Origin of the sequence: Paracoccus sp. MKU1, from assembly GCF_001447385.1 — a bacterium.
Lineage (GTDB): Bacteria > Pseudomonadota > Alphaproteobacteria > Rhodobacterales > Rhodobacteraceae > Paracoccus.
In genome coordinates this window covers 1-21,268 of record NZ_LLWQ01000189.1, presented here as the reverse complement: position 1 = coordinate 21,268, position 21,268 = coordinate 1, and the positions used below count along the sequence as shown (strand labels likewise).

The following is a 21,268-nucleotide window of genomic DNA, read 5'->3' as shown; positions in this document are numbered from 1 at the left end:
TGCACGGTTGGGCAGAGGCCGTCCAATCGACAGATTTTCTGGCATGTATGAAACTGCATCATAACCCCGCCCCGCCGGGACGTGCCCGGCTTCCGGGCGGCGATGGAGGAGGACATCACCGCCACGCGAGACCTGCTGCACCGCTTTCTGGACGACCGGGCCGCCTGATCAGCCCGCGAAGCTTTCGACCGTCTTCAGCGCGCCGTCCAGCGCCTTGCCCTGTTCATCGGCCAGCGCGGCCACGCGCAGCCGGCGCATCCAGTCCGCCGCGTCCGGGCGCCCGCGCAGCATCGGCAGGGCCGACATGACGCGGTCGAACCTGGACAGGCCCCGCGCATGGGTATCGGAATAGCCCTTGATCAGGCGGCGGTTGGCAAGGATCTCGGCGGCCAGGGCGCGATCCGCCTTGGCAATTTCCATCGCCCGGTCGAACCAGGCCGTGACATGCGCCATTTCGATCCGGTGGCGCAGCAGGCTGCGGCGCCAGGGGCGCAATGCCGCGACGGCCCACAGCATGCCGAATCCCGGCAGGCTGTCGGTGCGGATGCGGCGGCCCTTGTCCAGATGGCGCGCGTAGAGCCGCCGCGCGCGGTCGCTGCGTTGCAGCCACGCCCCGAGCCGGGCGGGCAGGGTGGTGGTGAGTTCCTCGAACCGGGGGTGGAAATATTCGGTCAGCTGCAACACCTGGCCGTCCCCGACGCGCATCTCGTCGCGCACGCGCCCATGGCGGCTGGCGCGGGTTTTCAGGTCCGCCACGCGCAGGATGTCGTCATAGCACAGCGCATTGGCCGCGTATTTCGCCGCCGCCTGCGTCATGGCGAAGGGCGCGGCATCCAGCCGGGCGGCGCGCTCGACCATGTCGAGATACTGCCCGCCATAGGCGATGTCCTGGTAATCGACGACCTTCTTCAGGCCCAGGCCCGCGATCCCCTGCGTCTCGGGCGGCAGGCGGTCCAGCCGGGCCTCAAGCGCCCGCCAGCCGGCTTGCAGACTGGTCGGGACGTTCAGCGTGCGGATGCGGGGCTTTGCGGCTTCGGCCGCGGGGAGCGGGACATCGCCCCTGACGCAATCATAGGCCAGCCCGAAAGCGCGCAGCGATGCCTCGACGCCCTTGCCGGCCTTGCGGATCACCGCCTCGTAGCTCTCGCGCGGAAAGGGCAGCGCGCCCGAACCCGCCAGGGCGCCGAACAGGCTGGCCGAGATGACCGAGCCTGCCCTGGCGGCCATGGCCTCCATGTCGAAGGCCACGACCTGGTCGGCGGCAAGGCCCATGGCGGCGATCACCTGCGCCGCATCGGCGCGGCCATCGCCCGGCACGACCTTTTCCGATACCGCCGCGATCCGGTGGGTCGAGGCGATCAGCGTCGTGCGCCCCGGCGTCACGAAGCCGCGCATCACCGCCCGGCCCGCCTCCATAAGCTCGGCCGCGATCATGATATCCACGTCGCCTTCGGACGGGGACAGCGCAAAAACCGGGATGCGGCCCGTGTCCTTGCACATCTCGACATAATAGACCGTGGCGCCGGTGCGCTGCGCGACGCCCGCGACCGAGGTGGACTGGGCGTGATAGCCATTCGCCTCGGCCAGGTCGGTGATCCAGTTGGTCAGGACGCTGCCGCCCTGGCCGCCGACGGCCAGCGCCGCCAGGGTGATGATCTTTTCGCCCTGCGGACCGGGCGATCTGCGGGCGATGATCGGTGCGGGCATGGTCATGGATGTCCCTTTCAGGCAAAGGTCAGGCGGCGCGCGTCGCGGCGCGATTGCAGCCAGCCGATGATTCGGGCCCTGCGCGAGGCGCGGCGTTTCTCGGACGGGGTCGGGTTCGAGACGATCTCGGCCTGGTAGAAGCTGGGGCAGAGCACGGCGGCATCCGCGACCTCGCCGCAATTGCCGCAGCCGACGCAGCTTTGGTCGATGGCGGCCACCGGATCGTCGCGCAGCGGATCGCCAGTGTCCTTGACCGACAGCGACGGGCAGCCCGACAGGCGCATGCAGGCGTGATCGCCGGTGCAGATATCCTCGTCCACGCCGAAGCGAGGGCGGATGGTGCGCTTGCCCTCTTTGGTGGCCTTGGCCAGGGCGGGCTTCTCGCGGCGCTGGCGGTTCAGCATGCATTCGGACGAGGCGACGATGACCTTCGGCCCTGCCTCGGGGCTGGTCAGCGCCTCGATCATGGTGTCGCGCATCTTCGCCACGTCATAGGTGCGGTCGATCTGGCGTACCCATGTGACGCCCATCCCCTCGACAGCCTTGGCGATGGGATTGTTGGTCTTGCGGCTGCGGTTCTGCGCGCGCGACGACAGGATGTCCTGGCCGCCGGTCGCAGCGGCATAATGGTTGTCCACGATGACGATCAGCCCGTCATGCCTGTTGAAGGAGGCGTTGCCGATCGATGAGGTCAGCCCGTTGTGCCAGAATCCGCCATCGCCCACGAAGCTGATCGACCGCTTGCCGGTCTTGTCCCGGTTCTGCAAGGCGGATGCCGAGGCCGGACCCAGCCCGTAGCCCATCGTCGTCGAGCCGATGTCGAAGGGCGGCATGATCGAGAACAGGTGGCAGCCGATGTCGGAGGCGATGTGGTGTTCGCCCAGTTGCTGCTGGACCAGCTTGGTCGCGGCGAAGATCGGGCGCTCGGGGCAGCCGGTGCAGAATCCGGGCGGACGGGCGGGCACGACGGTGGACAGGTCCGGAATGTCGTTTCGCGCCGGCTCGTTGGTCTTGGCGGTAGCAGGCGGCAGCAGGCCGGGGGCGTGGTCGCGCAGGAAGGCCGCGATGCCTTCGACCAACCGCTTGCCGGTGTATTCGCCCGCCATGGGCAGCACGCCCTTGCCCGCCAGCACGGTCTTGCGTCCGTTGCAATACAGCATGTGGCCGATGGCCTGTTCGATGAAATTGGGTTGGCCTTCCTCGACCAGCAGCACCGCGTCCTTGCCGTCGCAGAAATCCAGGATCTGCCTGTCGCACAGCGGATAGACCGCGTTCAGGCACAGGATGTGGATGTCGGTGTCGCCATAGATGTCGGCGAGGCCCAGCCGGTTCAGCGCACGGATCACGCCGTTATAGGTGCCGCCCTGCACGATCAGCCCGATCCTCGCGGCCGGGTTGCCGAAAAGCTCGTTGACGTTGTTGTCCAGGATATAGTTCACCGCATTGGGCCAGCGGCGATCCACCTTTTCATTCTCGTGCAGGAAGACGGCCGGCGGCAGGACGATGCGGGACAGGTCGCGCCTGGGGTCTTCCAATGCCTCGGAGACCGTCATCGCCGGGCGCCTGTTGTCGGAGGCGGTGAAATGGCCATGGACATGGCAGGACTTGATGCGCATCTGCATCATGACCGGCGTGTTCGACGCCTCGGACAGGCGGAAGCCATGGCCGACGGCCGCCACGATCGAGGGCAGGTTCGGGCGCGGGTCCAGCAGCCAGATCTGGCTTTTCATCGCAAAGGCGTGGCTGCGTTCCTGCATGATCGAGGAGCCCTCGCCGTAATCCTCGCCCAGGATCACCAGGGCGCCGCCGGTCACGCCGCCGGATGCCAGGTTCGCCAATGCGTCGGATGCGACATTGGTGCCCACGGTGGACTTGAAGGCCACCGCGCCCCGGATCGGATAGTTGACCGATGCGGCCAGCATCGCCGCCGCCGTCGCCTCAGAGGCCGAGTTCTCGAAATGCACGCCATATTCGGCCAGCAGCTCCTGCGCGTCGGAAAAGACGTCCATCAGGTGACTGATGGGTGATCCCTGGTAGCCGCCGACATAGCCAACGCCGTTTTCCAGAAGCGCCTTGGTGACGGCGAGGATCCCCTCGCCCCGGAAGGTGCCGCCCGCGCCCATGCGCAGCTGCTCGACCTCCTTCCTGAATGATCGTTCTGCCATGGGGTTTTCTCCTGTGGCGACTGTGGATCAGTAATCGTGATGGCGGATCGACCGCAGGATCCGGCCAAGCGTGGTGGTGAAGGCCGCGCGTTCCTCGGGCGGGATGGCCGCGAGCAGCCGTGCCTCGGCCGCCTTCATCGCTGACAAGGTGGCCGCCGCGATCCCTTTGATCCAGCTTATACAAACCTGTCAGAAAGCGCCGTCAACGACATTGCATTTCTGGCCACTGTCATGACATTTCCGGCCAGCCAGCAAAATCTGGATGAATTGCGTCAAGGTCGGCGGCACGTCCCCAAGGCGGTGCAGCAGATGCAGATGCAGGCCTACATCAAGATCCTCGACGGGCGCGAAGCGCACGCCGTGCGGAGGCCGCCAGCGCTGCGCAGAATTGGCGATGGCCAACCCGGCCCCGGCGCTGACAAGTGCCAGCATCTCGGTCTCGTTCTCAAGCTCCGCGATATAACGCGACGCGACTCCCGCCGCATGCATCGAGACGCTGATGTCGTCGTAGAATCTGGGACTGGCGGCACGTCGAAATCCGATCAGGGGCCAAGAAGCAAGGTCGGCAAGATGGATCCGCGGCCGTTCCGCCAAGGGGCAATCGGCCGGCATCGCCAGCACTGCCGGGTAGCGGATCAGCGGCACCGTCGTCAGATCCTCGGCCGGCGGCGGGTTGTAGACCAACGCCGCATCCGTCTTGCACTGACGCAGGGCAGCAAGCTGCGGCCCTGTCGACATGGTCGTCAGCGACAAATCCACTGCCGGAAACCGCATTCGAAAGATCCGCAAAGATTCGGGCACAAGCCCGTGCCAGCACGCGCTTTCGATCAGGCTGAGACGGAGAACTCCAGCCTCGCCCGCGGCGGCCCGCCTAGTCACAGCCACCGCCCGCTGCAGCTCGCCCACGACCCTTCGCAGTTCAATCAGAAATACCTGCCCCGCCGCGCTCAACCGAACACCGCGCGGCAGCCGGTCGAAAAGCTGCAGGCCCAGTTCCTCCTCCAAAAGCCGCATCTGGCGGCTCAGGGCCGGCTGGGCGATGCGTAGACGCTGCGCTGCGCGACCGAAATGCTCCTCCTCGGCGATGGCAATGAAATAGTGAATCTGTCTCAATTCCATAACAACTGATAACAGATTGCGATCAGTTTCGGCAATATTCTGAATTGGAAAAGCTTTGCGATCCGCGTCACAGGTCGGGACAGTGCAAACCAGCGGGACTGACGGATGCAACCGATCTCCTCGCCCTACCGGGCCTTTTGCGACAGCGCCGCGCATGCCGCCCACCGGACCTTCGTCGCCGCGCCGGCCAGCGCGCGCCTGCCCTGGGCACCCGACGGATTCTCGATCAGCTATGGCAGGGCAGCCGAACAGGTCGAGATGCTGTCGCGCCACTACGCCATGCGCGGATATGGGCACGGGTCGCGGATCGCGCTGCTATTGCAGAATCGGCCGGATTTCCTGATACACTGGCTGGCGCTGAACGCGCTTGGCGCATCGATCGTGCCGCTGAATGGCGATCTGCGCCCCGAGGAACTGCACCACCAACTCGTCATTTCGCAGGCCGACGCGCTGATCGTCGCGGACGAACTTACCGGGCTTGCCGCTGCAGGAGCACCCGAGGGATTGATGGTGGCCATGCTTGGCATGCCGCCGCCGCCCGCGCGGGTGCCGCGCACACCGGCCGAAAGTCGGCCCGCAGACGAGGCGGCGTTGCTTTTCACCTCGGGCAGCACGGGCAAGCCAAAGGCTTGCATCCTGTCCAACTATTATTTCATGAACGTCGCGCAATGGTATGTCTCGATGCGCGGCGTGGCGGCGATGACCCCGTTTGCCGAAACATCGCTGACGCCGCTGCCGTTCTTTCACATGAACGCGCTCGGCTGCACGGCAGTGGGCATGATGCTGATCGGCGGCGCCATCGTGCCCTTGGACCGCTTCCATCCGTCCCGCTGGTGGCAGACGATTCGCGACAGCGGCGCAACGATCGTTCACTCGCTGGGGGTAATCCCGGCAATCCTGCTCCAGCAGCCCCGAACCGAGGCCGAGCGGACCCATGGAGCACGCTTCACTTTCGGCCCGGGAGTCCGCGCCAATCACAAGGCTGCGTTCGAGGCACGCTTCGCCCTGCCCATCGTCGAAGGCTGGGCCATGACGGAAACAGGCGGCGCGGCGGTCACCGACACGGCCGGCGAGACGCGAACCTTGGGCCCGAATTGTATCGGCCGCCCCCGACCGGGCATGGAATGGCGAATCATCGACGATACGGGCACCCCCCTGCCCCCCGGCATGGCGGGCGAGCTTCTCGTGCGCGCTGCGGGGAACGACCCGCGCAGCGGCTTCTTTTCAGGCTACCTGAACGAGCCGGAGGCCACCGAAGAGGCCTGGTCGGGCGGCTGGTTTCACACAGGCGACATCGTTTCCGCGGACCGGGATGGTCTGCTCTATTTCGTGGACCGCAAGAAAAGCGTTATCCGCCGGTCGGGCGAGAACATCTCGGCTCTTGAGGTCGAGGTCGTGCTGGCCGCCGATCCACAGGTCCGCGCCGTAGCGGTGACGCCGGTGCCGGACGCGGTTCGCGAGGAGGAAGTCTTCGCCTTCATCGTTCCGGCCGGACAGGCAGATGCCACCGCCCTTCTGGAGCGCGCGGCCGAGCGGCTGTCCTATCACAAGCTGCCGGCCTTCGTGATGTATGTCGATGCGCTGCCGGTCAGTTCCACCGAGAAGCTCCGGCGCGGTCAGATCAGGGCAGATGCCGAGGCGGCGGTCGCGGCCGGCCGGGCACTGGAGCTTGGCACGCTCAAGCATGCCCTGCGCAAGGCGCGCACCCTGTGATGCGGCGGCGGCGTGATTACGCAGGCGTCGTCCTGGCGGCGCCGGTGACGGTGCCCTACCGACGCTTTTCGACCAGGCCGGCGCAGTGGTGGATCGGACAAGCGCTGGCCGGGCTGGCCGAGGCGGCGGGCATCAGTCACCACGCGTTCGACGGCCTGTCGGTGGCAAGCTTCTCGCTGGCGCCCGACAGCGCCATCGGACTGACGCAGCATTTCGGCCTGTCGCCCCGGCATGTGGATTTCGTGCCGTTTGGCGGTGTGGCAGCGTTGGTCTCGCTACGGAGGGCGGCGCGCGCAGTTCAGGCGGGCGATGCCGACATCGTGGCCTGCATCGCCGCCGACGGCAGCGCGCCCGGCTCGTTCCGTCAGGGTCTGGAGAGCTTCTCGCGATTTTCGGAGGATGCCATCTATCCCTATGGCGCGGGCGGCCCGAATGTCAGCTTTGCGCTGATCGCACAAGCCTTCATGGCCGCCACCGGCGTGACGCGCGGCCATCTGGCCCGGCTGGCAGTATCGCAGCGTGCCAACGCCCGTGGGACGCCATGGGCCTTGATGAAAAAGCCGATGACCGAGGAGGATTACCTGACCGCCCGGCCCATCGCCCCACCGATCCACCTGCTTGATTGCGTGATGCCCTGCGCCGGGGCGGAAGCCTTTCTCGTTCTGCGCGAAGAGGATGCCCAAGCGCAGAGCCTGGCTTTCGTAAGGCTGTCCGCCACGATCGAGCGCCACAACGGCTTTCCCACCGATCCGGTCATGCTGCGCGGCGGATGGCAACGCGATGTGGCAGATTTGTGGGCCATGGCCGGGGCAGCGCCCACCGACATGGACCTGGTACAGACCTATGACGACTATCCGGTGATCAGCGCCATGCAGTTCGCCGATCTCGGCTTCTGCACCGGGGCAGAACTGCCTGAGTTTCTCGCTGCACATGACTTCACCTATGGGGGCGACCTGCCGCACAATACTTCGGGCGGGCAGCTTTCCACCGGGCAGGCGGGTTGCGCGGGTGGGCATCTCGGACTTGTCGAGGCCATCCGTCAGCTCACCGGAACCGCCGGGCCGCGGCAAGTACCACGGGCGCGGCGCGCATTGGTGTCGGGCTTCGGGATGATCAACTTCGACCGAGGCCTGGGATCGGGCGCCGTCGTTCTGGAGGCTGGATGATGCGCACCGGAAAGAACCCTCTGCTGCGCACCCATCGACCGACGCTGCCGCACGGTCGCCGCAGCCGAGCCGCGCATCTGCTGACCGCCGCAGCAGCCGAGGGGCGCTTTGCGCTGCCGCAATGCCGCCGCTGCGGTGCCTTTGCCTGGCCGATTCCCGAGGCCTGCCCACACTGCCTTGGCGCCATCGCGTTGTCCGAGGCGCCGCGAGGAGCGCGGGTAATCGCGGCCACAACGGCTGAGGTTCCTGCCGACCCCTATTTCCGCGAGCGGGCACCCTGGCATGTCGGGCTGGTGCAGATGGATTGCGGACCGCAAGCGTTGGTGCATCTGCATCCGGGGGCGGAACCGCGGGATGCGGTGCGACTGTCGCTGGTGCTCGACCGCGCGGGCGCGGCCGTGCTGCATGCTGCACTCCAAGGAGGGACCATGAGCGATCCACAGCTGCGCGAGATGACCGCCGATCCCCGCGACCGTCGAGTACTGATCACCGATGCGCGCCATGTCGCGGCATTGCCGCTGGCATGTGCGCTGTCGGCAGCGGGGGCCGCCGCGGTCTACGCCGGCGTCCCCGAGGACTGGAAGCCGCTGCCCCGCCGCGCGGAATTCGAGGCGATCGTCGGGCTGAAGCTCGTACCCCTCGACATCAGCTCGGACCGATCGGTTGCCGACTTGGCGCGCGACATCGGCGACAGGATCGAGATCCTCGTCAACACGGCCGACCTGCCCCGCCCCGGCCCGCTGTCCGCGCCCGCCGCTGCGACCGATGCGCGGGCCATGATGGAGATCATGGCCATGGGCCTGCTGCGTCTTGCACGCAGCTTCGGCCCGGCCATGGCAAGACGCGGAGCCGACGGCACGGTGGCCTGGGTCAACGTGCTTTCGGTCTATTCGCGGATACATCCTGCCGCACTGGCGGGATATGCGGCGGCCCACGCGGCGGCACTGGCACTGTCGCATGCGCTGCGCGCCGAACTGGCGCAGGGTGGCGTCCGGCTGATGACGGTGCTTGCCGCGCCGACCGAGGACGAATGGTTCCAGTCCTTCGGCCCAATCCGCGTCTCGGGCAGGGCGCTGGCGGGGGCCATCCTGTCGGGCCTCCACCGGGGACTGGAGGAGGTGGTGGTCGGCGATCTGGCGCATGACCTGCTGGCCAGGCTGGCAGAGAACCCCAAGGCGGTCGAGCGTGAGCTGACCCGCGATCTATTCTGAGGTTTGCCCATGTCCCCACTCGCCACGCTTCTCTCTGCGATCGCCACCGGCACGATCCGGATCGTTGACCTGACGCACACGCTGGACGAGGATTTTCCGACCATCGTCCTGCCCCCGGAAATGGCGCAATCGGCGCCCATGCGTATCGAGCGCCTGTCGCATTACGACGCCGCCGGACCGGCTTGGTATTGGAACAACATCAGCATAGGCGAGCATACCGGAACCCATCTGGACGCGCCCGCGCATTGGTTCACCGGCCGCGACCGGCCGCGCGGCACGGTAGACACGCTGCCGACCGAGGACATGATCGCTCCCGCCTGCGTGATCGACTGCACGCAGGCCGCTGCGCGAGAGGACGACCACCTGCTGACCCGCACCGCATTGGAAGCTTGGGAGGCGCACCATGGCCGCATTCCCGAGCGGTCCTGGGTGCTGATGCGCACCGATTGGGGGCGGCGGCGCGGCGCGGCCTTCGCCAACCTGCGCACCGATGGCGCACATACTCCGGGTCCCAATGCGGATGCGATCCGCTGGCTGGTCGAGGCGCGCGGCATCCTCGGCTTCGGCACCGAGACGATCGGCACAGATGCCGGGCAGGCAGGCCATTTCGATCCGCCCTATCCCGCGCATCACTACCTGCACGGGGCCGGGCGCTATGGCCTGCAATGCCTGACGAACCTGCATGAATTACCGCCGACTGGGTCCGTCCTGCTGACGGCACCGCTCAAGATCCGCGCTGGGTCCGGCAGCCCGTTGCGGGTGCTGGCCCTGATCCCGACCCGAGATGACAGCCAAAGGAAGCCGACATGACGCCCGAAAAAATCCTCTACCAGGCCGAGATAACAGTCCGCGGCGACCGGGACGGCCGCGCCGAGGCGCCCGACGGCAGCCTGACGCTGGACCTTGCGATGCCCAGAGCACTGGGCGGGTCGGGTGGCGCGGGGACGAACCCCGAACAGCTTTTCGCGGCCGGCTATGCCGCATGCTTCGCGGGAGCGGTCAGGATGACCGCACGCCAGCGAAAGATCGCCCTGCCCGAAACTCTCGCCGTGACGGCCCGGGTCGGCATCGGTCCGATCGTGACCGGCTATGCCCTTGCGGTGGAACTGATCGTGGACCTGCCAGGCATCGATCGCGCAATTGCCGAGGGGATCCTGGCCGAGGCCCATGCAACCTGCCCCTATTCCGATGCCACGCGCGGCAATATCGACGTGACGCTGGGCCTCGCATGACGAGCAGGCGCGTGCATGGCATCCGCTCGGCGGGCCTGCGCCCATCCTGACAAGGCTCTCTCCCTGCGCAAGCCACTCTGCGTCCAGCGGATAGCGGCTGCACTCCGCGGCCAATAATCTTTCCGGAAATCGGCGGCCTCGGAGGGACGTGCGCCGAACCAGGTAAGGAGTTAACCATGACGATCCATAACCCCCAATTCCCCAGGGTGAACCTTCCCCAAGGCAAGCTGCTGATCGGCGGCGGCTGGAGCGAATCCAGCAGCGGACAGACCATTGCCGTGGTCAACCCCGCCACCGAGGAGGTCTTTGCGCATATCGCCGCCGGCACGGCCGAGGATGTCGGCCGTGCCGTTGATGCCGCGCAACGCTGCTTCGACAGCCTTGCCTGGCAAAGAATGCGACCGCTGGATCGGGGCCGGCTTCTGGAACGGCTGGTCTTGCTCGTCGAGGCGAATGCCGACGAGCTGGCGAGGCTGGAAAGCTGGGACAACGGCAAACCCTATGCCGTGTCGCGCCATGTCGACCTTGCCTTTGCGATGGACGCGCTGCGCTATTATGCTGGCTGGGCGTCCAAGATGTCGGGTGAATACATCGCACTTTCCCCGTTCAACGACGATGGCGGGGTCTATCGCGCCTACACCGAACGCAAGCCGATCGGCGTGGTGGCAGGCATCACACCCTGGAATTTCCCGCTGGGCCAGGCGATCCAGAAGCTGGCCCCGGCCATCGCCTTCGGCTGCACCATCGTTCTGAAACCCTCGGAGGAGACGTCGCTGACCACGCTGCGGCTGGGCGAATTGATCCTGGAAGCGGGCTTTCCAGACGGGGCCGTGAACATCGTCACGGGTCATGGCGATCCGGTCGGTACCAGCCTTGTGAACCACCCCAAGGTCCGCAAGATCAGCTTCACCGGCTCGACCACGACCGGCCAGAGCATCCTGCGCAGCGCATCGGCCCAGATGAAGCGCGTCACGCTGGAACTGGGGGGAAAATCGCCTGCCATCGTTCTGGCCGATGCCGACATGGAACGTGCAATCCCAGGCGCAGCCATGGCGATCTTTGCCAATTCGGGCCAGATCTGCACCGCCGGATCGCGGCTGCTCATCCAGTCCGAGGTTTATGATGAGGTGATCCGGGGCATCGCGGAATTCTCGATGACCCTGCCCATGGGCCCGGCGTTTCAGGACGATGTCGCGCTGGGGCCGCTGATCTCGGCCCGGCAACTGCAAAAAGTGTCCGCGATGGTCGATCGGGGTATCGCCGAAGGCGCCGAAGTGCTGATTGGCGGCCGACGCTGGGGCGACAGGGGCTTTTTCTACAGCCCCACCATCCTTAGCAATGTCGGCAGCGAAGCCAGTTTGTGGCGAGAGGAGATCTTCGGACCGGTCGTTGTCGCCGGCCGACTGGAAGGGCTGCGCGACATCAAGGCAATAGCGAACGACACCGAATACGGGCTGGGCGCCAGCATCTGGACGCGCGATCTAAACAAGGCACATATCCTCGCCTCGCAGATCGACGCCGGCACGGTCTGGATCAACACCCATAACCTGCTCGACAGCGCGGTGCCCTTTGGCGGTGTCAAGATGTCGGGTCTGGGCCGAGAATTCGGCACCGAGGCGATGCACGCCTTCACGGAACCCCGCGCGGTCTGCATGCGTCTGGACCCCGCCGGCCTGGAGTGAGCCGAAAGCCCGACCCAAGAGAGGGGTCGCCGCGGGATGTTCTGGTCTGTCGGCCCGGATGATCCCACACCCCTGTTCCTACGGAGGAAACCATGTCGAAACTCAGTAACGACCTTGATCTATTGGGCGATGCCGCGCGTGCCCGCCTGGGCCAAACCTTCGGGTTGCAGATCGGCGGCAAGACAGTCGAAACCCCTGAAAGCTATGCTCTGACCGATCCGTCTACCGGGCTGGAGTTCGCTCGCGCGGCCGAAGCCCGGCCGGAGGATCTGGATGCGGCCGTCGCGGCGGCCCGCAAGGCGATGGACGGAGAATGGAAGCGTCTCCGGCCGCATGAGCGTGAATTGCGCCTGCTGCGGCTCGCCGATCTGTTGGAACAGAACGAACGCGAACTGTCCGAGATCGAAACCCTCTGCTCGGGCCGGCTATTATCCAATACCGCCGGCGTGGATGTGCGATATTCGGCGCATGTCCTGCGCTACATGGCCGGCTGGGCGACCAAGCTGGAAGGACAGACCATGCGACTGTCCGTGCCCTATATTCCGGACGGCGAGTTGCGCGGCTTCACCTTTCGCGAACCGATCGGAGTGGTGGGCGCGATTGTGCCCTGGAACGTGGCGCTTGGCATCGCTGTCTGGAAGATCGCACCCGCCCTTGCCGCTGGCTGCGCAATCGTTCTTAAGCCCGCACCGCAGACCCCGCTTTCGGCGCTGCGCTTCGCCCAGCTTGCCGCCGAGGCGGGCATCCCCGCCGGTGTCATCAACATCGTGACCGGCAGCAGCCCCCGGCTGGGCGAAATGCTGGTCTCTCATCCGGGCATCTCGATGGTCACATTCACAGGTTCGACCGAAATCGGGCGCAGGATCGCCGTTTCCGCTGCCGGCAATTTCAAGAAATGCTCCCTCGAACTGGGCGGGAAATCGCCGGTGATCCTGATGGAGGATGCCGAGGTCGAGGTCTCGGCACAGGCTGCCGCATGGGCGATCCTGGCAAACCACGGCCAGAATTGCTGTGCCGGCTCACGGCTTTATGTCCATCGCGCGATCCATGACCAGGTGCTGGAGCGGGTCGTGGATATCGTCGCGGGGATCGAGCTTTCGGCACCGCTGCTACCTGGCGCGCAAATGGGGCCGGTCGTCACTCAGGCCCAGAAACAGCGTATCCTCGGCTTCATCCAGGCGGGCATAACCGAGGGCGCCGCGCTGTTGACCGGAGGAACCGCACCCGAACATGACGGATGCTATCTGCGCCCGACCGTCCTAGCGGGCGTAACGTCGGACATGACCCCCGCGCGCGAAGAGATCTTCGGCCCCGTCGTCGTCGTCGCCGCCTTCGACAGCGAAGCCGAGGCGCTGCACCTGGCCAATGACAGCCGGTTCGGGCTGGGTGCCAGCGTATTCACGCAGGATCTGGGCCGCGTGCATCGCATGACCCAGGGCCTGGAGGCCGGATCGGTCTGGATCAACATCCACAATGCGCTGGACGTGGCGATGCCGTTCGGCGGCTGGAAGGAATCGGGGATGGGCAACGACCTTGGTGAATCTTCAGTCCTGGCGCATACCCGCTTGAAGGCATCGGTGCATCGTTACGGATGACCTTTACCGCGCGCGATGCGCAAAACGGCGCGGCGAGATGCCGTGCCAGCTTTTGAAGGCGCGCGAAAAGGCCGCGGCATCGGAATAGCCGAGTTTCTCGGCCAACCGCTCCAGCGAGATCGGAGCGCGCCCGTCCAGCAAACGTCGGGCGCGCTTCATGCGTTCCTTCAGCAGCATTTCGCGAAAACCGGCACCATGGGCGTTAAGCTGGCGCCGCAGGGTACGTTCGGGCATGCCCATCTCCGCCGCGATGGCCGAAAACTGCACGTCCTGAACGCCGACGCGTCGGGCCACCAGCCAGCGCACTTGATCGACGATGCCGGTCTGCTCGGTCGTGCCGGCGCGCATGAGGTCGATCAGATGGCGCTCGATAACCGGCTGGACCCGCGCGAAATCCGATCGAGAATTGAAGGGCAACGGCATCGCCAGCGCCTGGCGCGGAAACACGATGGCATTGTAGCTATGCGCGCCCGCCACTGGACAGCGAAAGAATTCATGCATCACCGGGCCATGATTCGAGATGTCATGCTCGAAGGACACGTTCAATGGGCGCCATTGCTCGCCGAGCGCGTGTCGGATGCATCTGGTTATGGCGGCCAGCGTGAATTCGGCATCCTGCCGACGGGGCCAGATATCGCTGTCCCGGATCACATAGCGCAACTCCACCCGGTCGCCATCCGCATGCATTTCCAGGCAGGTATCCGTCTGCCAATAGACCTGGAAGCGGATGAAGGCTTGCAACATCGCGCCAAAGGTGCCCGCCGTCATCATCAGCATGTAGAACGGACCCAGTTCGTCGGGATCGAACACGCTGCCCATGTCGAGCCCCAGCGTCGCGCTTCGCGATTCCTGGGCAATCAGTTCTGTCATCGCGATGTAATGCCTGAGCGGAATCCAGTCGACCGGCGAGGCGAGGCTGTCCTGGGGCAGGCCTACTCGCCGCAGCAAATAGCCTGTATTCAGCCCCTTCCGCGTGATTGCGCGCAGGAAAGCCGACATGAATATCACCCGCACCTTCGCGTCCTTCGGCATGCCTGCCCTCACCATGGCCATGTCCGGAACTGTAAAGAAAATGGCCGAAAGTGCAATTCTTCGCGGAGCGTTTCAGGTTAGAAAGATTTACCGACGCCCGCATCCCGACAATCCGGTCGCGACGGGACGGATCCCCAAGAACAAAAAACGCTCATCGCACACAGGGAAAAGCAATGAAACCGAACGCATTGACCGGCGGCGAGACCCCGGGACTCGAAAAGGGCGCCCTGGGCGTCTTCGACATCGTCTTCATGGTCGTTGCGGTGGCCGCGCCGCTGGGCGTCGTCGCCTCGCTGCAACCGATCGCCTTTGCATATGGAAACGGTGCGGGCGTTCCGGGCGCCTATCTGCTGACGATGATCGCACTGTTTCTATTCGCGCTCGGCTACGTCAAGATCATCCCGCATGTGAAGAACGCCGGCGCTTTCTACGCCTATATCACCTCGGGCCTCGGCAAGGAGCTGGGGCTGGCCGCTGCCTATGTCTCGGTGCTGTCCTATACAGCACTGTCGGCCTCGACTCTGTCGGCCTTTGGCTTCTTCGGCATGGACACCTTGCGGTCATGGACCGGCATCGAAACGCCCTGGTGGCTTTGGGCCATCGGCGGGGCGGTTTTGGTGGCCATCCTGGCCCATCACAAGATCACCTTGACGGCCAAGGTCTTGGGCGTCTTGCTGATGCTGGAAATCCTGTTGCTGCTGGGGCTGGATCTGGCGATCCTGTTCTCGGTCGGTGGCGGCGGCTACGAGATCGGCGATTTCGCGCCTTCGACGGTCTTCGGCGCCGGGCTGGGCATCGCGCTGATCTATGGCTTCTCGGGCATGATCGGCATCGAAAGTACGGCGATCTATCAGGAAGAGGCGGTGAACCGCAAGCGCACGATTCCGCTGGCGACCTTCGTTGCGCTGTTCCTGGCAGGCGGGTTTTATGTGCTGACCTCGTGGTCGCTGTCCTCGGCAGTCGGCAGCGGCAACGTGCAGGCGGTCGCGGGCGAGAATCCGGGGCATTTCGTGTTCGGCATCGCCGCAACCCATCTTGGCGGCTGGAGCATTTCGGTGTTCGGGGTGCTGATCCTGTCCTCGACATTTGCCGCGGCACTTGGCCTTTACAACAATGCCGCGCGCTACATCTATGCCCTGGCCCGCGACAATGCCTTGCCTCGGCCCCTTGCGCAGACGCATCCGAAACATCATTCGCCCTATGTGGCGGGCTATTGCCTAGCTCTGTTCGTCCTGACGATCATGGTGGCGGCAGCCCTTGCCGGCCTGGACCCGCTGCTGAACGTCACGCCGGCGCTTGTCGGGGTCGGTTCGGTCGGGTTGATGAGCCTGCTTGCCCTGACCTCCTTTGCCATCCCGGTCTATTTCATGCGCAGGGGAGAGATCGGTCTCGCGAAGACTGCAGCCCCGGCCTTGGGCGGTGTGATCGTCGCCTCGGCCACCTACCAGGCCATGGTGAATTACAGCGCGCTGACAGGTGTCGACGACCCGGTCGTGAACAGTCTGATCTGGATCCTGGCCATCTGTTTTGCCGTAGGCATCCTTCAGGCTGTCGTCACCAGGATATCCGATGCCGACAGGTTCGCGAGCTTCGGAACCAGCCGTGTCGAAAAGTGACACTCGGGCAAGCGTCAGGAAAGCGACAACCATGCTGGAATGTCTCCGTGAACTCTCGCAATCCGGTTCGGCCCTGCACGGCAGCCTGCGCGAGAAAAGCCGGCATCTGGATGATGCATCGGGTATTCATGTGCATCTGTCACGGATGCTGGCACCGCATGACTTCGCGGTGACAGGGACGAATTCGGGAACGGTGGAAGGCTGGCACCATTCCATCGATCTGGATGGCGTCGTCCTTCATTACATCGACTATCGAAGCAGCGCCGAGAGCATCTCCGTACTGGTCGAAAAGCTGCAGGACGGGATCATGGTCAAGGTGCCGCTGCGGGGGCGGACGACGGTGATCCAGTCGGGACGCGAATATCCTGTCGGCCCGAACGAGTTTGTCGTCATCAATGCCAGCAGCCCCTATCGCGCGGTGATGCCCGGCGACAACCGGCACCTGGCCATGACGCTAAGCCATGCCTGGATCGGCAACTATCTGGGCCGCCAGAAGCTTGCCTTGCGCCAGCAGTCGCTGTCCTTTTCCCATTCTGCCTATTGCATCGACAGGGAAGGGCTGATGCTGGCCGGCGTTCTGACGACGCTGGTTGGGTGCCTTGCCCAAGGCGACACCGCACTGGGCTCCCATGGCGTCGCCACCCATGTCAAAGAACTGATCACCTCGGTCGTTCTTGGGCTTTCGCCGGAATACCGCCGGGCGAGCCGGGATCTTGCGCCCAGGGACGGCGCGCCGCCTTACGTCCATCAGGCTGAATTCTATATCCGCGATCATCTGGCAGAGCCGATCGGCATTAAGGAGATCGCGCGCCATGCCGGCGCCTCGCGCCGCACCCTCTATGCGGGATTCCGCAAATACCGCGGGACAACTCCGCTGGCCTTGCTGAAATCCATGCGCCTGCAGGCGGTTATGGCGGCCTTGCAGCAGCTTTCGGACGGAGATCGGGGGGTGACACGGCTGGCCATGACGTACGGCTTTTACCATCTCGGACGGTTCAGCAAGGATTTCAAGGACATGTTCGGCGTGCTGCCATCCGAGGTCCGTCGGAGCGCATACTGAAAAATCGAGACACAGATCCTGTCGGACTGCGCACCATTTCGCCGCAGGCAAGAGCCGCAGCATGGCCGTCCTGCCAGCGCCCCCCCCGCCCTGGGCCCCGACAACACACAAAGAAGGAGAGACAGATGACCGGCAGCACGAAGATCGATTTTATCTACCTTTCCGAACCCGACATGATCCGTGCCGGAGTAACTGACATGCCCGCCTGCGTCGACACGATGGAAGAGATGTTCGAGCTTCTCTACCGGGGTGACTACCGGATGGCCGGGGCCAACAGCAATTCACACGGCTCTTTGATCCACTTTCCCGAGAATTCCCCTTTTCCCAACATGCCGAAGCCCACGCCAGACCGCCGCTTCATGGCGATGCCGGCCTATCTTGGCGGCAAATTCGGCACGTCCGGCGTGAAATGGTATGGCTCGAACATCGCGAACCGGGACCGCGGGCTTCCCCGTTCAATCCTGATGTTCATCCTCAACGATACCGAGACCGGCGCTCCACTGGCGATGATGTCGGCCAATCTGCTGTCGGCCTATCGCACCGGCGCCGTGCCGGGGGTGGGCGCGCGCCATCTCGCCCGCAAGGACTCGCGGGTCGCGGGCATTCTCGGGCCGGGCGTAATGGGCAAGACCGCGCTAAGCGCGTTCATCGCGGCCTGCCCCCAGATCGACACCGTCAAGGTTAAGGGACGCGGCCGGAAAAACCTCGACGCGTTCCTGGCCTGGGTCAGGGAGACCTATCCTCAGATCACCGACCTGCGTGCGGTCGAGACCGAGGAGGAACTGGTCCGCGATTCGGATGTGGTCGCCTATTGCAGCTCCGGCGCGACGGGCGATCCCTCCACCTATCCGACCGTCAGGCGCGAATGGATCAATCCCGGCACGTTCTTCGCCATGCCCGCCTTGGGGAATTTCGACGATGGTGTTGCGGGATCGGATGTCCGCAAGGTGCTGGACAATCCGGCCATGTATGATGCGTGGTATGACGAGGTTCCCAAGCCCGCGCATAACTGGGTTCCCGTGGTCGGCATCCGCTTTCTGGACCTAATCGAGGAAGGCCGGCTTGAAAGAAGCGCGCTGGAGGATCTGGGCAAGATCGTCGCCGGCGAGGCGCCCGGCCGGCAAAGTGACGACGAGATCATCATGCTGTCGGTCGGCGGCATGCCCGTCGAGGACGTGGCATGGGGGACGGTCGTCTATCGCAATGCCGTCGAAAAGGGCGTCGGCGTCAAGCTGAACTTGTGGGACGCGCCGGTTCTGCGCTGATCCGCTGTCAGCCGAGCGCGCAGCCCTCGCAGCCGCCATCAATTCGCAATCCAGGCAAGGAAGCCATCACCGATGACCAAAGTTATCAAGATCAAGAGCGGCTCGAAATTCGAGGACATGGCAAGCTACTCTCGCCTTGTCGCCGTCAACGACCTCATCTTCGTATCCAACACAGCCGGTCGCGACCCCGACACCAAGGAGATCCCCGAAGAGATAGTCGAACAAACCCTGCAAGTCTTTACCAATATCGAACGCGCGCTGGCTGCCGCCGGTTCCTGCCTGGCCGATGTGGTTGCGATCCGGGTCTATGTCCAGGATCCCGCCGATGGGGACGCGGTCGGAGCCGTGCTGGGACAGAAGTTCCGCGGCATCGACCCGGCCTGCACCATGACCTGCCCGCCGCTGGGATCGATGGCCTACAAGGTAGAAATGGACGTGACCGCCTATCGCGGCGCCTCGGCGGCCCGGGTCGATCGCATCGACCTCGCGCCCTGACGCCTGCCGTGCATGCAGTGATTACCGCTTTTCTTCAAAGGAGTGCATCGTGGCGCCCGTGATCAAGCCCGTCCAGACTTCCGCGGATATTCCGCAGCAAACCACCGTGGCGATCATCGGCGGCGGAATCGTCGGCCTTTCCGCGTCGCTGGCACTGGCCGAGCGGGGGATTCCGAATGTCGTGCTGGAAAAGGGCCGTATCGCGGCCGAGCAGTCGTCACGCAATCTCGGCTGGGTACGCAAGACGAACAGGAGCGCGGCTGATCTGCCGCTATCCATCGCATCAGAACGGCTATGGCAGGAAATGCAGCAGCGGACCGGGGCCCAGGTCGGCTATCGCCAGCGCGGGATCATGTTCCTCGCCCGCACCGAAACCGAACTCGAGGCGAGCCGCCTATGGCTGGATTCTGTCAAGGGGTTCTCGCTGGATTCCAGGATGCTGACCCCAACCGAAATCGACCTGCTGGTGCCTGGTGGCCGAGAAAAATGGGCTGGCGGCGTCTATACCGCCTCGGACGGCTACGCCGAGCCGACGCTGGCCTCCAGCGCCATAGCCGCTGCTGCGATCGCCAAGGGGTCGCTCATCGTCGAGAACTGCGCGGTACGCACGTTGTCTCTGGCGGCTGGTCGGGTTGCAAGCCTGATCACCGAGCGCGGCGAGATCCGGTGCCAGCAAGTTCTTCTGGCCGGCGCCATGTGGTCACGCCGGTTCCTCGGCAATCTCGGCATCTCGCTGCCCACGCTGCCGGTATCGGCCTCGGTCATTCGCACTGCACCGATGGATGGACCGACCGAGATCGCCGTGGGCGCGCCCGATTTCTCGTTCCGCAAGCATCAAGACGGTGGCTTCATCATCACCCAGCGTGGAGCGATGCTGGCCCCGCTGACCATGGACCACCTGCGGATCGGGCTGAAATACCTGCCGACGCTGCGCGCCAACCGTCGCAACATCCGCATCTCTCTGGGTCGTGAGTTCCTGGCAGACCTGTCGCTGGCCCGATCCTGGACCGGCGAGCGGATCTCGCCCTTCGAACGGATGCGGATCATGGATCCGGTCGTCAACCAGAAGCTGATCGCCGAGGCGATGACCAATCTCGCCGCGGCCTGGCCCGTTTTCGGGAATGCAGCCATTCGCGAGACATGGGCCGGATCGATCGACATTACCCCCGACTCGCTGCCGGTGATCTCAGCCGTCGCGAACATCCCAGGGCTCACTCTGGCCACGGGCTTCTCGGGGCACGGTTTCGGCACCGGACCCGGCGCTGGCCAATTGGCGGCCGATCTGGTAACCGGCGGGACGCCGCTTGTCGATCCGGCGCCCTATCGGTTGGAACGGTTGTACTCTGCCCCCGGGCACCGGGCCGGTTGAAGCCCGAGCTTTCAGCCAACATTCCCTGGCTGGGAGAGAAGCTGAGGGCGATGAAGGCATCGAAATTCCCGAGGCGAAAGGCGTTCATGCTGACGCAGGGCGAGGAAGACAATCCACATGTATCGATTACGGTGGCTACGGCGTCGACAGGTTGGCCGGGACGTTGCAGGGCTTCGGCATTGCCGCGTTCCTTGTCGGCATCGACGGCGAGATGCGGGCGTCCGGGCTGCGGCCCGATGGCATGCTTTGGACGGTCGCCGTCGAGACGCCCGACCCCGAGCGCCGCGCCGCCTCACTCCATCTTGATGCTGGAGAATGCCGCCGTCGCCACATCGGGTGACTACCGGCATCATGTGACCGTTCAGGGCCAGCACCTGTCTCACACGATGGACCCCATAACAGGCGGCCCGCTCCGCTCGTCACCAGCCTCGGTCACGGTTGTCGCCCGCAGCTGTGCCGAGGCCGATGCCTGGGCGAGCGCGCTGATGGTGCTGGGTCCGAAGGCTGGCAGCGAACTCGCTCTGCGTCTCAGCCTCAATGCGCTGTTCCTTCTGCGCGAGGCGGCTGCATCCGAACACATGCCGTCGGGACGCTGTTCGACTGAGCCAGGGTCCAGGCTCATTGAGTTTCACAGCCAGAACAAGACGGTTGCGGCTAGCATGATCGCAGAGAAGAAGGTTTCCGGGCACCGGTCGTATCGGGTCGCGACGTATGAGGAGGATCAGAAAACAGTCCGGGGGACTGTTTTCCCGACGATTGGCCAATCCTTCAGGCGGCCGAACATGATCTCGATGCGGTTGCGCCGTTTGTAGCGCCTCTTGTCGTATTTCACCGCCTTCTT

General features: G+C 64.9%; 17 protein-coding genes and 2 pseudogenes. 14 read left to right on the top strand and 5 right to left on the bottom strand.

The features are described from left to right. Positions 1–168: 168 nt before the first annotated feature. The 3 genes from AQY21_RS15625 to AQY21_RS15615 form a co-directional block, all read right to left on the bottom strand. Positions 169–1,713 (bottom strand): indolepyruvate oxidoreductase subunit beta family protein, encoded by a 1,545-nt coding sequence (locus AQY21_RS15625; RefSeq protein WP_058098548.1) that lies wholly within the window; start codon positions 1,711–1,713, stop codon positions 169–171. 11 nt (positions 1,714–1,724) lie between these two features. Further along, complete coding sequence (locus AQY21_RS15620) at positions 1,725–3,872, bottom strand: indolepyruvate ferredoxin oxidoreductase subunit alpha (RefSeq protein ID WP_058098547.1); 2,148 nt, start codon at positions 3,870–3,872, stop codon at positions 1,725–1,727. Positions 3,873–4,061: 189 nt separating this feature from the next. Next, positions 4,062–5,102, bottom strand: a complete 1,041-nt coding sequence (locus AQY21_RS15615) for a LysR family transcriptional regulator (protein WP_161906037.1) — start codon at positions 5,100–5,102, stop codon at positions 4,062–4,064. On the opposite strand from AQY21_RS15615, the gene AQY21_RS15610 reads away from it, so the two are divergent. From AQY21_RS15610 to AQY21_RS15580, 7 genes are all read left to right on the top strand, one after another. Next, positions 5,097–6,704, top strand: coding sequence for an AMP-binding protein (locus AQY21_RS15610; RefSeq protein ID WP_058098545.1), 1,608 nt, complete (start codon positions 5,097–5,099; stop codon positions 6,702–6,704). The two genes, AQY21_RS15615 and AQY21_RS15610, sit on opposite strands and share 6 nt — an antisense overlap. Next, positions 6,704–7,870, top strand: a complete 1,167-nt coding sequence (locus tag AQY21_RS15605) for a thiolase family protein (protein ID WP_058098544.1) — start codon at positions 6,704–6,706, stop codon at positions 7,868–7,870. The genes AQY21_RS15610 and AQY21_RS15605 overlap by 1 nt, the downstream gene beginning before the upstream one ends. Further along, on the top strand, positions 7,867–9,081 hold the full coding sequence (locus tag AQY21_RS15600; RefSeq protein WP_058098543.1) for an SDR family NAD(P)-dependent oxidoreductase: 1,215 nt from the start codon (positions 7,867–7,869) through the stop codon (positions 9,079–9,081). The genes AQY21_RS15605 and AQY21_RS15600 overlap by 4 nt, the downstream gene beginning before the upstream one ends. A gap of 9 nt (positions 9,082–9,090) precedes the next feature. Beyond that, positions 9,091–9,891, top strand: a complete 801-nt coding sequence (locus AQY21_RS15595; RefSeq protein WP_058098542.1) for a cyclase family protein — start codon at positions 9,091–9,093, stop codon at positions 9,889–9,891. Continuing rightward, entirely contained in the window at positions 9,888–10,313 is a 426-nt protein-coding gene (locus AQY21_RS15590) for an organic hydroperoxide resistance protein (RefSeq protein WP_058098541.1), read from the top strand. The genes AQY21_RS15595 and AQY21_RS15590 overlap by 4 nt, the downstream gene beginning before the upstream one ends. 176 nt (positions 10,314–10,489) lie before the next feature. Beyond that, a complete protein-coding gene (locus tag AQY21_RS15585; protein WP_203416521.1) occupies positions 10,490–11,995 on the top strand; it encodes an aldehyde dehydrogenase in 1,506 nt (501 codons plus the stop codon). Between the two features lie 92 nt (positions 11,996–12,087). After that, positions 12,088–13,590 (top strand): aldehyde dehydrogenase, encoded by a 1,503-nt coding sequence (locus AQY21_RS15580; protein ID WP_058098540.1) that lies wholly within the window; start codon positions 12,088–12,090, stop codon positions 13,588–13,590. A 3-nt stretch (positions 13,591–13,593) separates the two neighbouring features. Here the strand turns inward: AQY21_RS15580 and AQY21_RS15575 are convergent, their stop codons facing one another. After that, positions 13,594–14,622, bottom strand: a complete 1,029-nt coding sequence (locus AQY21_RS15575; protein WP_161906035.1) for an AraC family transcriptional regulator — start codon at positions 14,620–14,622, stop codon at positions 13,594–13,596. Positions 14,623–14,795: 173 nt separating this feature from the next. On the opposite strand from AQY21_RS15575, the gene AQY21_RS15570 reads away from it, so the two are divergent. The 7 genes and pseudogenes from AQY21_RS15570 to AQY21_RS30220 all read left to right on the top strand — a co-directional run. Next, a complete protein-coding gene (locus AQY21_RS15570; protein ID WP_058098538.1) occupies positions 14,796–16,238 on the top strand; it encodes an APC family permease in 1,443 nt (480 codons plus the stop codon). A 31-nt stretch (positions 16,239–16,269) separates the two neighbouring features. Then, positions 16,270–17,298, top strand: a complete 1,029-nt coding sequence (locus tag AQY21_RS15565) for an AraC family transcriptional regulator (RefSeq protein WP_058098537.1) — start codon at positions 16,270–16,272, stop codon at positions 17,296–17,298. Positions 17,299–17,423: 125 nt separating this feature from the next. Beyond that, entirely contained in the window at positions 17,424–18,563 is a 1,140-nt protein-coding gene (locus AQY21_RS15560) for a tyramine oxidase subunit B (protein ID WP_058098536.1), read from the top strand. A 72-nt stretch (positions 18,564–18,635) separates the two neighbouring features. Next, positions 18,636–19,058 (top strand): RidA family protein, encoded by a 423-nt coding sequence (locus AQY21_RS15555; RefSeq protein WP_058098535.1) that lies wholly within the window; start codon positions 18,636–18,638, stop codon positions 19,056–19,058. Positions 19,059–19,107: 49 nt separating this feature from the next. Beyond that, positions 19,108–20,427, top strand: coding sequence for an FAD-binding oxidoreductase (locus AQY21_RS15550; RefSeq protein WP_058098534.1), 1,320 nt, complete (start codon positions 19,108–19,110; stop codon positions 20,425–20,427). Between the two features lie 151 nt (positions 20,428–20,578). Then, entirely contained in the window at positions 20,579–20,767 is a 189-nt protein-coding gene (locus AQY21_RS30225; protein ID WP_369807788.1) for an FAD:protein FMN transferase, read from the top strand. Beyond that, a pseudogene (locus AQY21_RS30220) lies at positions 20,733–20,912 on the top strand (FAD:protein FMN transferase); the annotation flags it as partial. The gene AQY21_RS30225 and the pseudogene AQY21_RS30220, both read left to right, overlap by 35 nt. Positions 20,913–21,055: 143 nt before the next feature. Here AQY21_RS30220 and AQY21_RS27950 read toward each other — a convergent pair. After that, a pseudogene (locus AQY21_RS27950) lies at positions 21,056–21,268 on the bottom strand (hypothetical protein); the annotation flags it as partial.

Bases quoted from the DNA above. Each gene is read 5' to 3' on its own strand.
- AQY21_RS15565 (WP_058098537.1), top strand. From the start codon at position 16,270: ATGCTGGAATGTCTCCGTGAACTCTCGCAATCCGGTTCGGCCCTGCAC.
- AQY21_RS15560 (WP_058098536.1), top strand. From the start codon at position 17,424: ATGACCGGCAGCACGAAGATCGATTTTATCTACCTTTCCGAACCCGAC.
- AQY21_RS15625 (WP_058098548.1), bottom strand. From the start codon at position 1,713: ATGACCATGCCCGCACCGATCATCGCCCGCAGATCGCCCGGTCCGCAG.
- AQY21_RS15585 (WP_203416521.1), top strand. From the start codon at position 10,490: ATGACGATCCATAACCCCCAATTCCCCAGGGTGAACCTTCCCCAAGGC.
- AQY21_RS15570 (WP_058098538.1), top strand. From the start codon at position 14,796: ATGAAACCGAACGCATTGACCGGCGGCGAGACCCCGGGACTCGAAAAG.
- AQY21_RS15605 (WP_058098544.1), top strand. From the start codon at position 6,704: ATGCGGCGGCGGCGTGATTACGCAGGCGTCGTCCTGGCGGCGCCGGTG.
- AQY21_RS15575 (WP_161906035.1), bottom strand. From the start codon at position 14,622: ATGCCGAAGGACGCGAAGGTGCGGGTGATATTCATGTCGGCTTTCCTG.
- AQY21_RS15590 (WP_058098541.1), top strand. From the start codon at position 9,888: ATGACGCCCGAAAAAATCCTCTACCAGGCCGAGATAACAGTCCGCGGC.
- AQY21_RS15595 (WP_058098542.1), top strand. From the start codon at position 9,091: ATGTCCCCACTCGCCACGCTTCTCTCTGCGATCGCCACCGGCACGATC.
- AQY21_RS15580 (WP_058098540.1), top strand. From the start codon at position 12,088: ATGTCGAAACTCAGTAACGACCTTGATCTATTGGGCGATGCCGCGCGT.
- AQY21_RS15620 (WP_058098547.1), bottom strand. From the start codon at position 3,872: ATGGCAGAACGATCATTCAGGAAGGAGGTCGAGCAGCTGCGCATGGGC.
- AQY21_RS15610 (WP_058098545.1), top strand. From the start codon at position 5,097: ATGCAACCGATCTCCTCGCCCTACCGGGCCTTTTGCGACAGCGCCGCG.
- AQY21_RS15555 (WP_058098535.1), top strand. From the start codon at position 18,636: ATGACCAAAGTTATCAAGATCAAGAGCGGCTCGAAATTCGAGGACATG.
- AQY21_RS15600 (WP_058098543.1), top strand. From the start codon at position 7,867: ATGATGCGCACCGGAAAGAACCCTCTGCTGCGCACCCATCGACCGACG.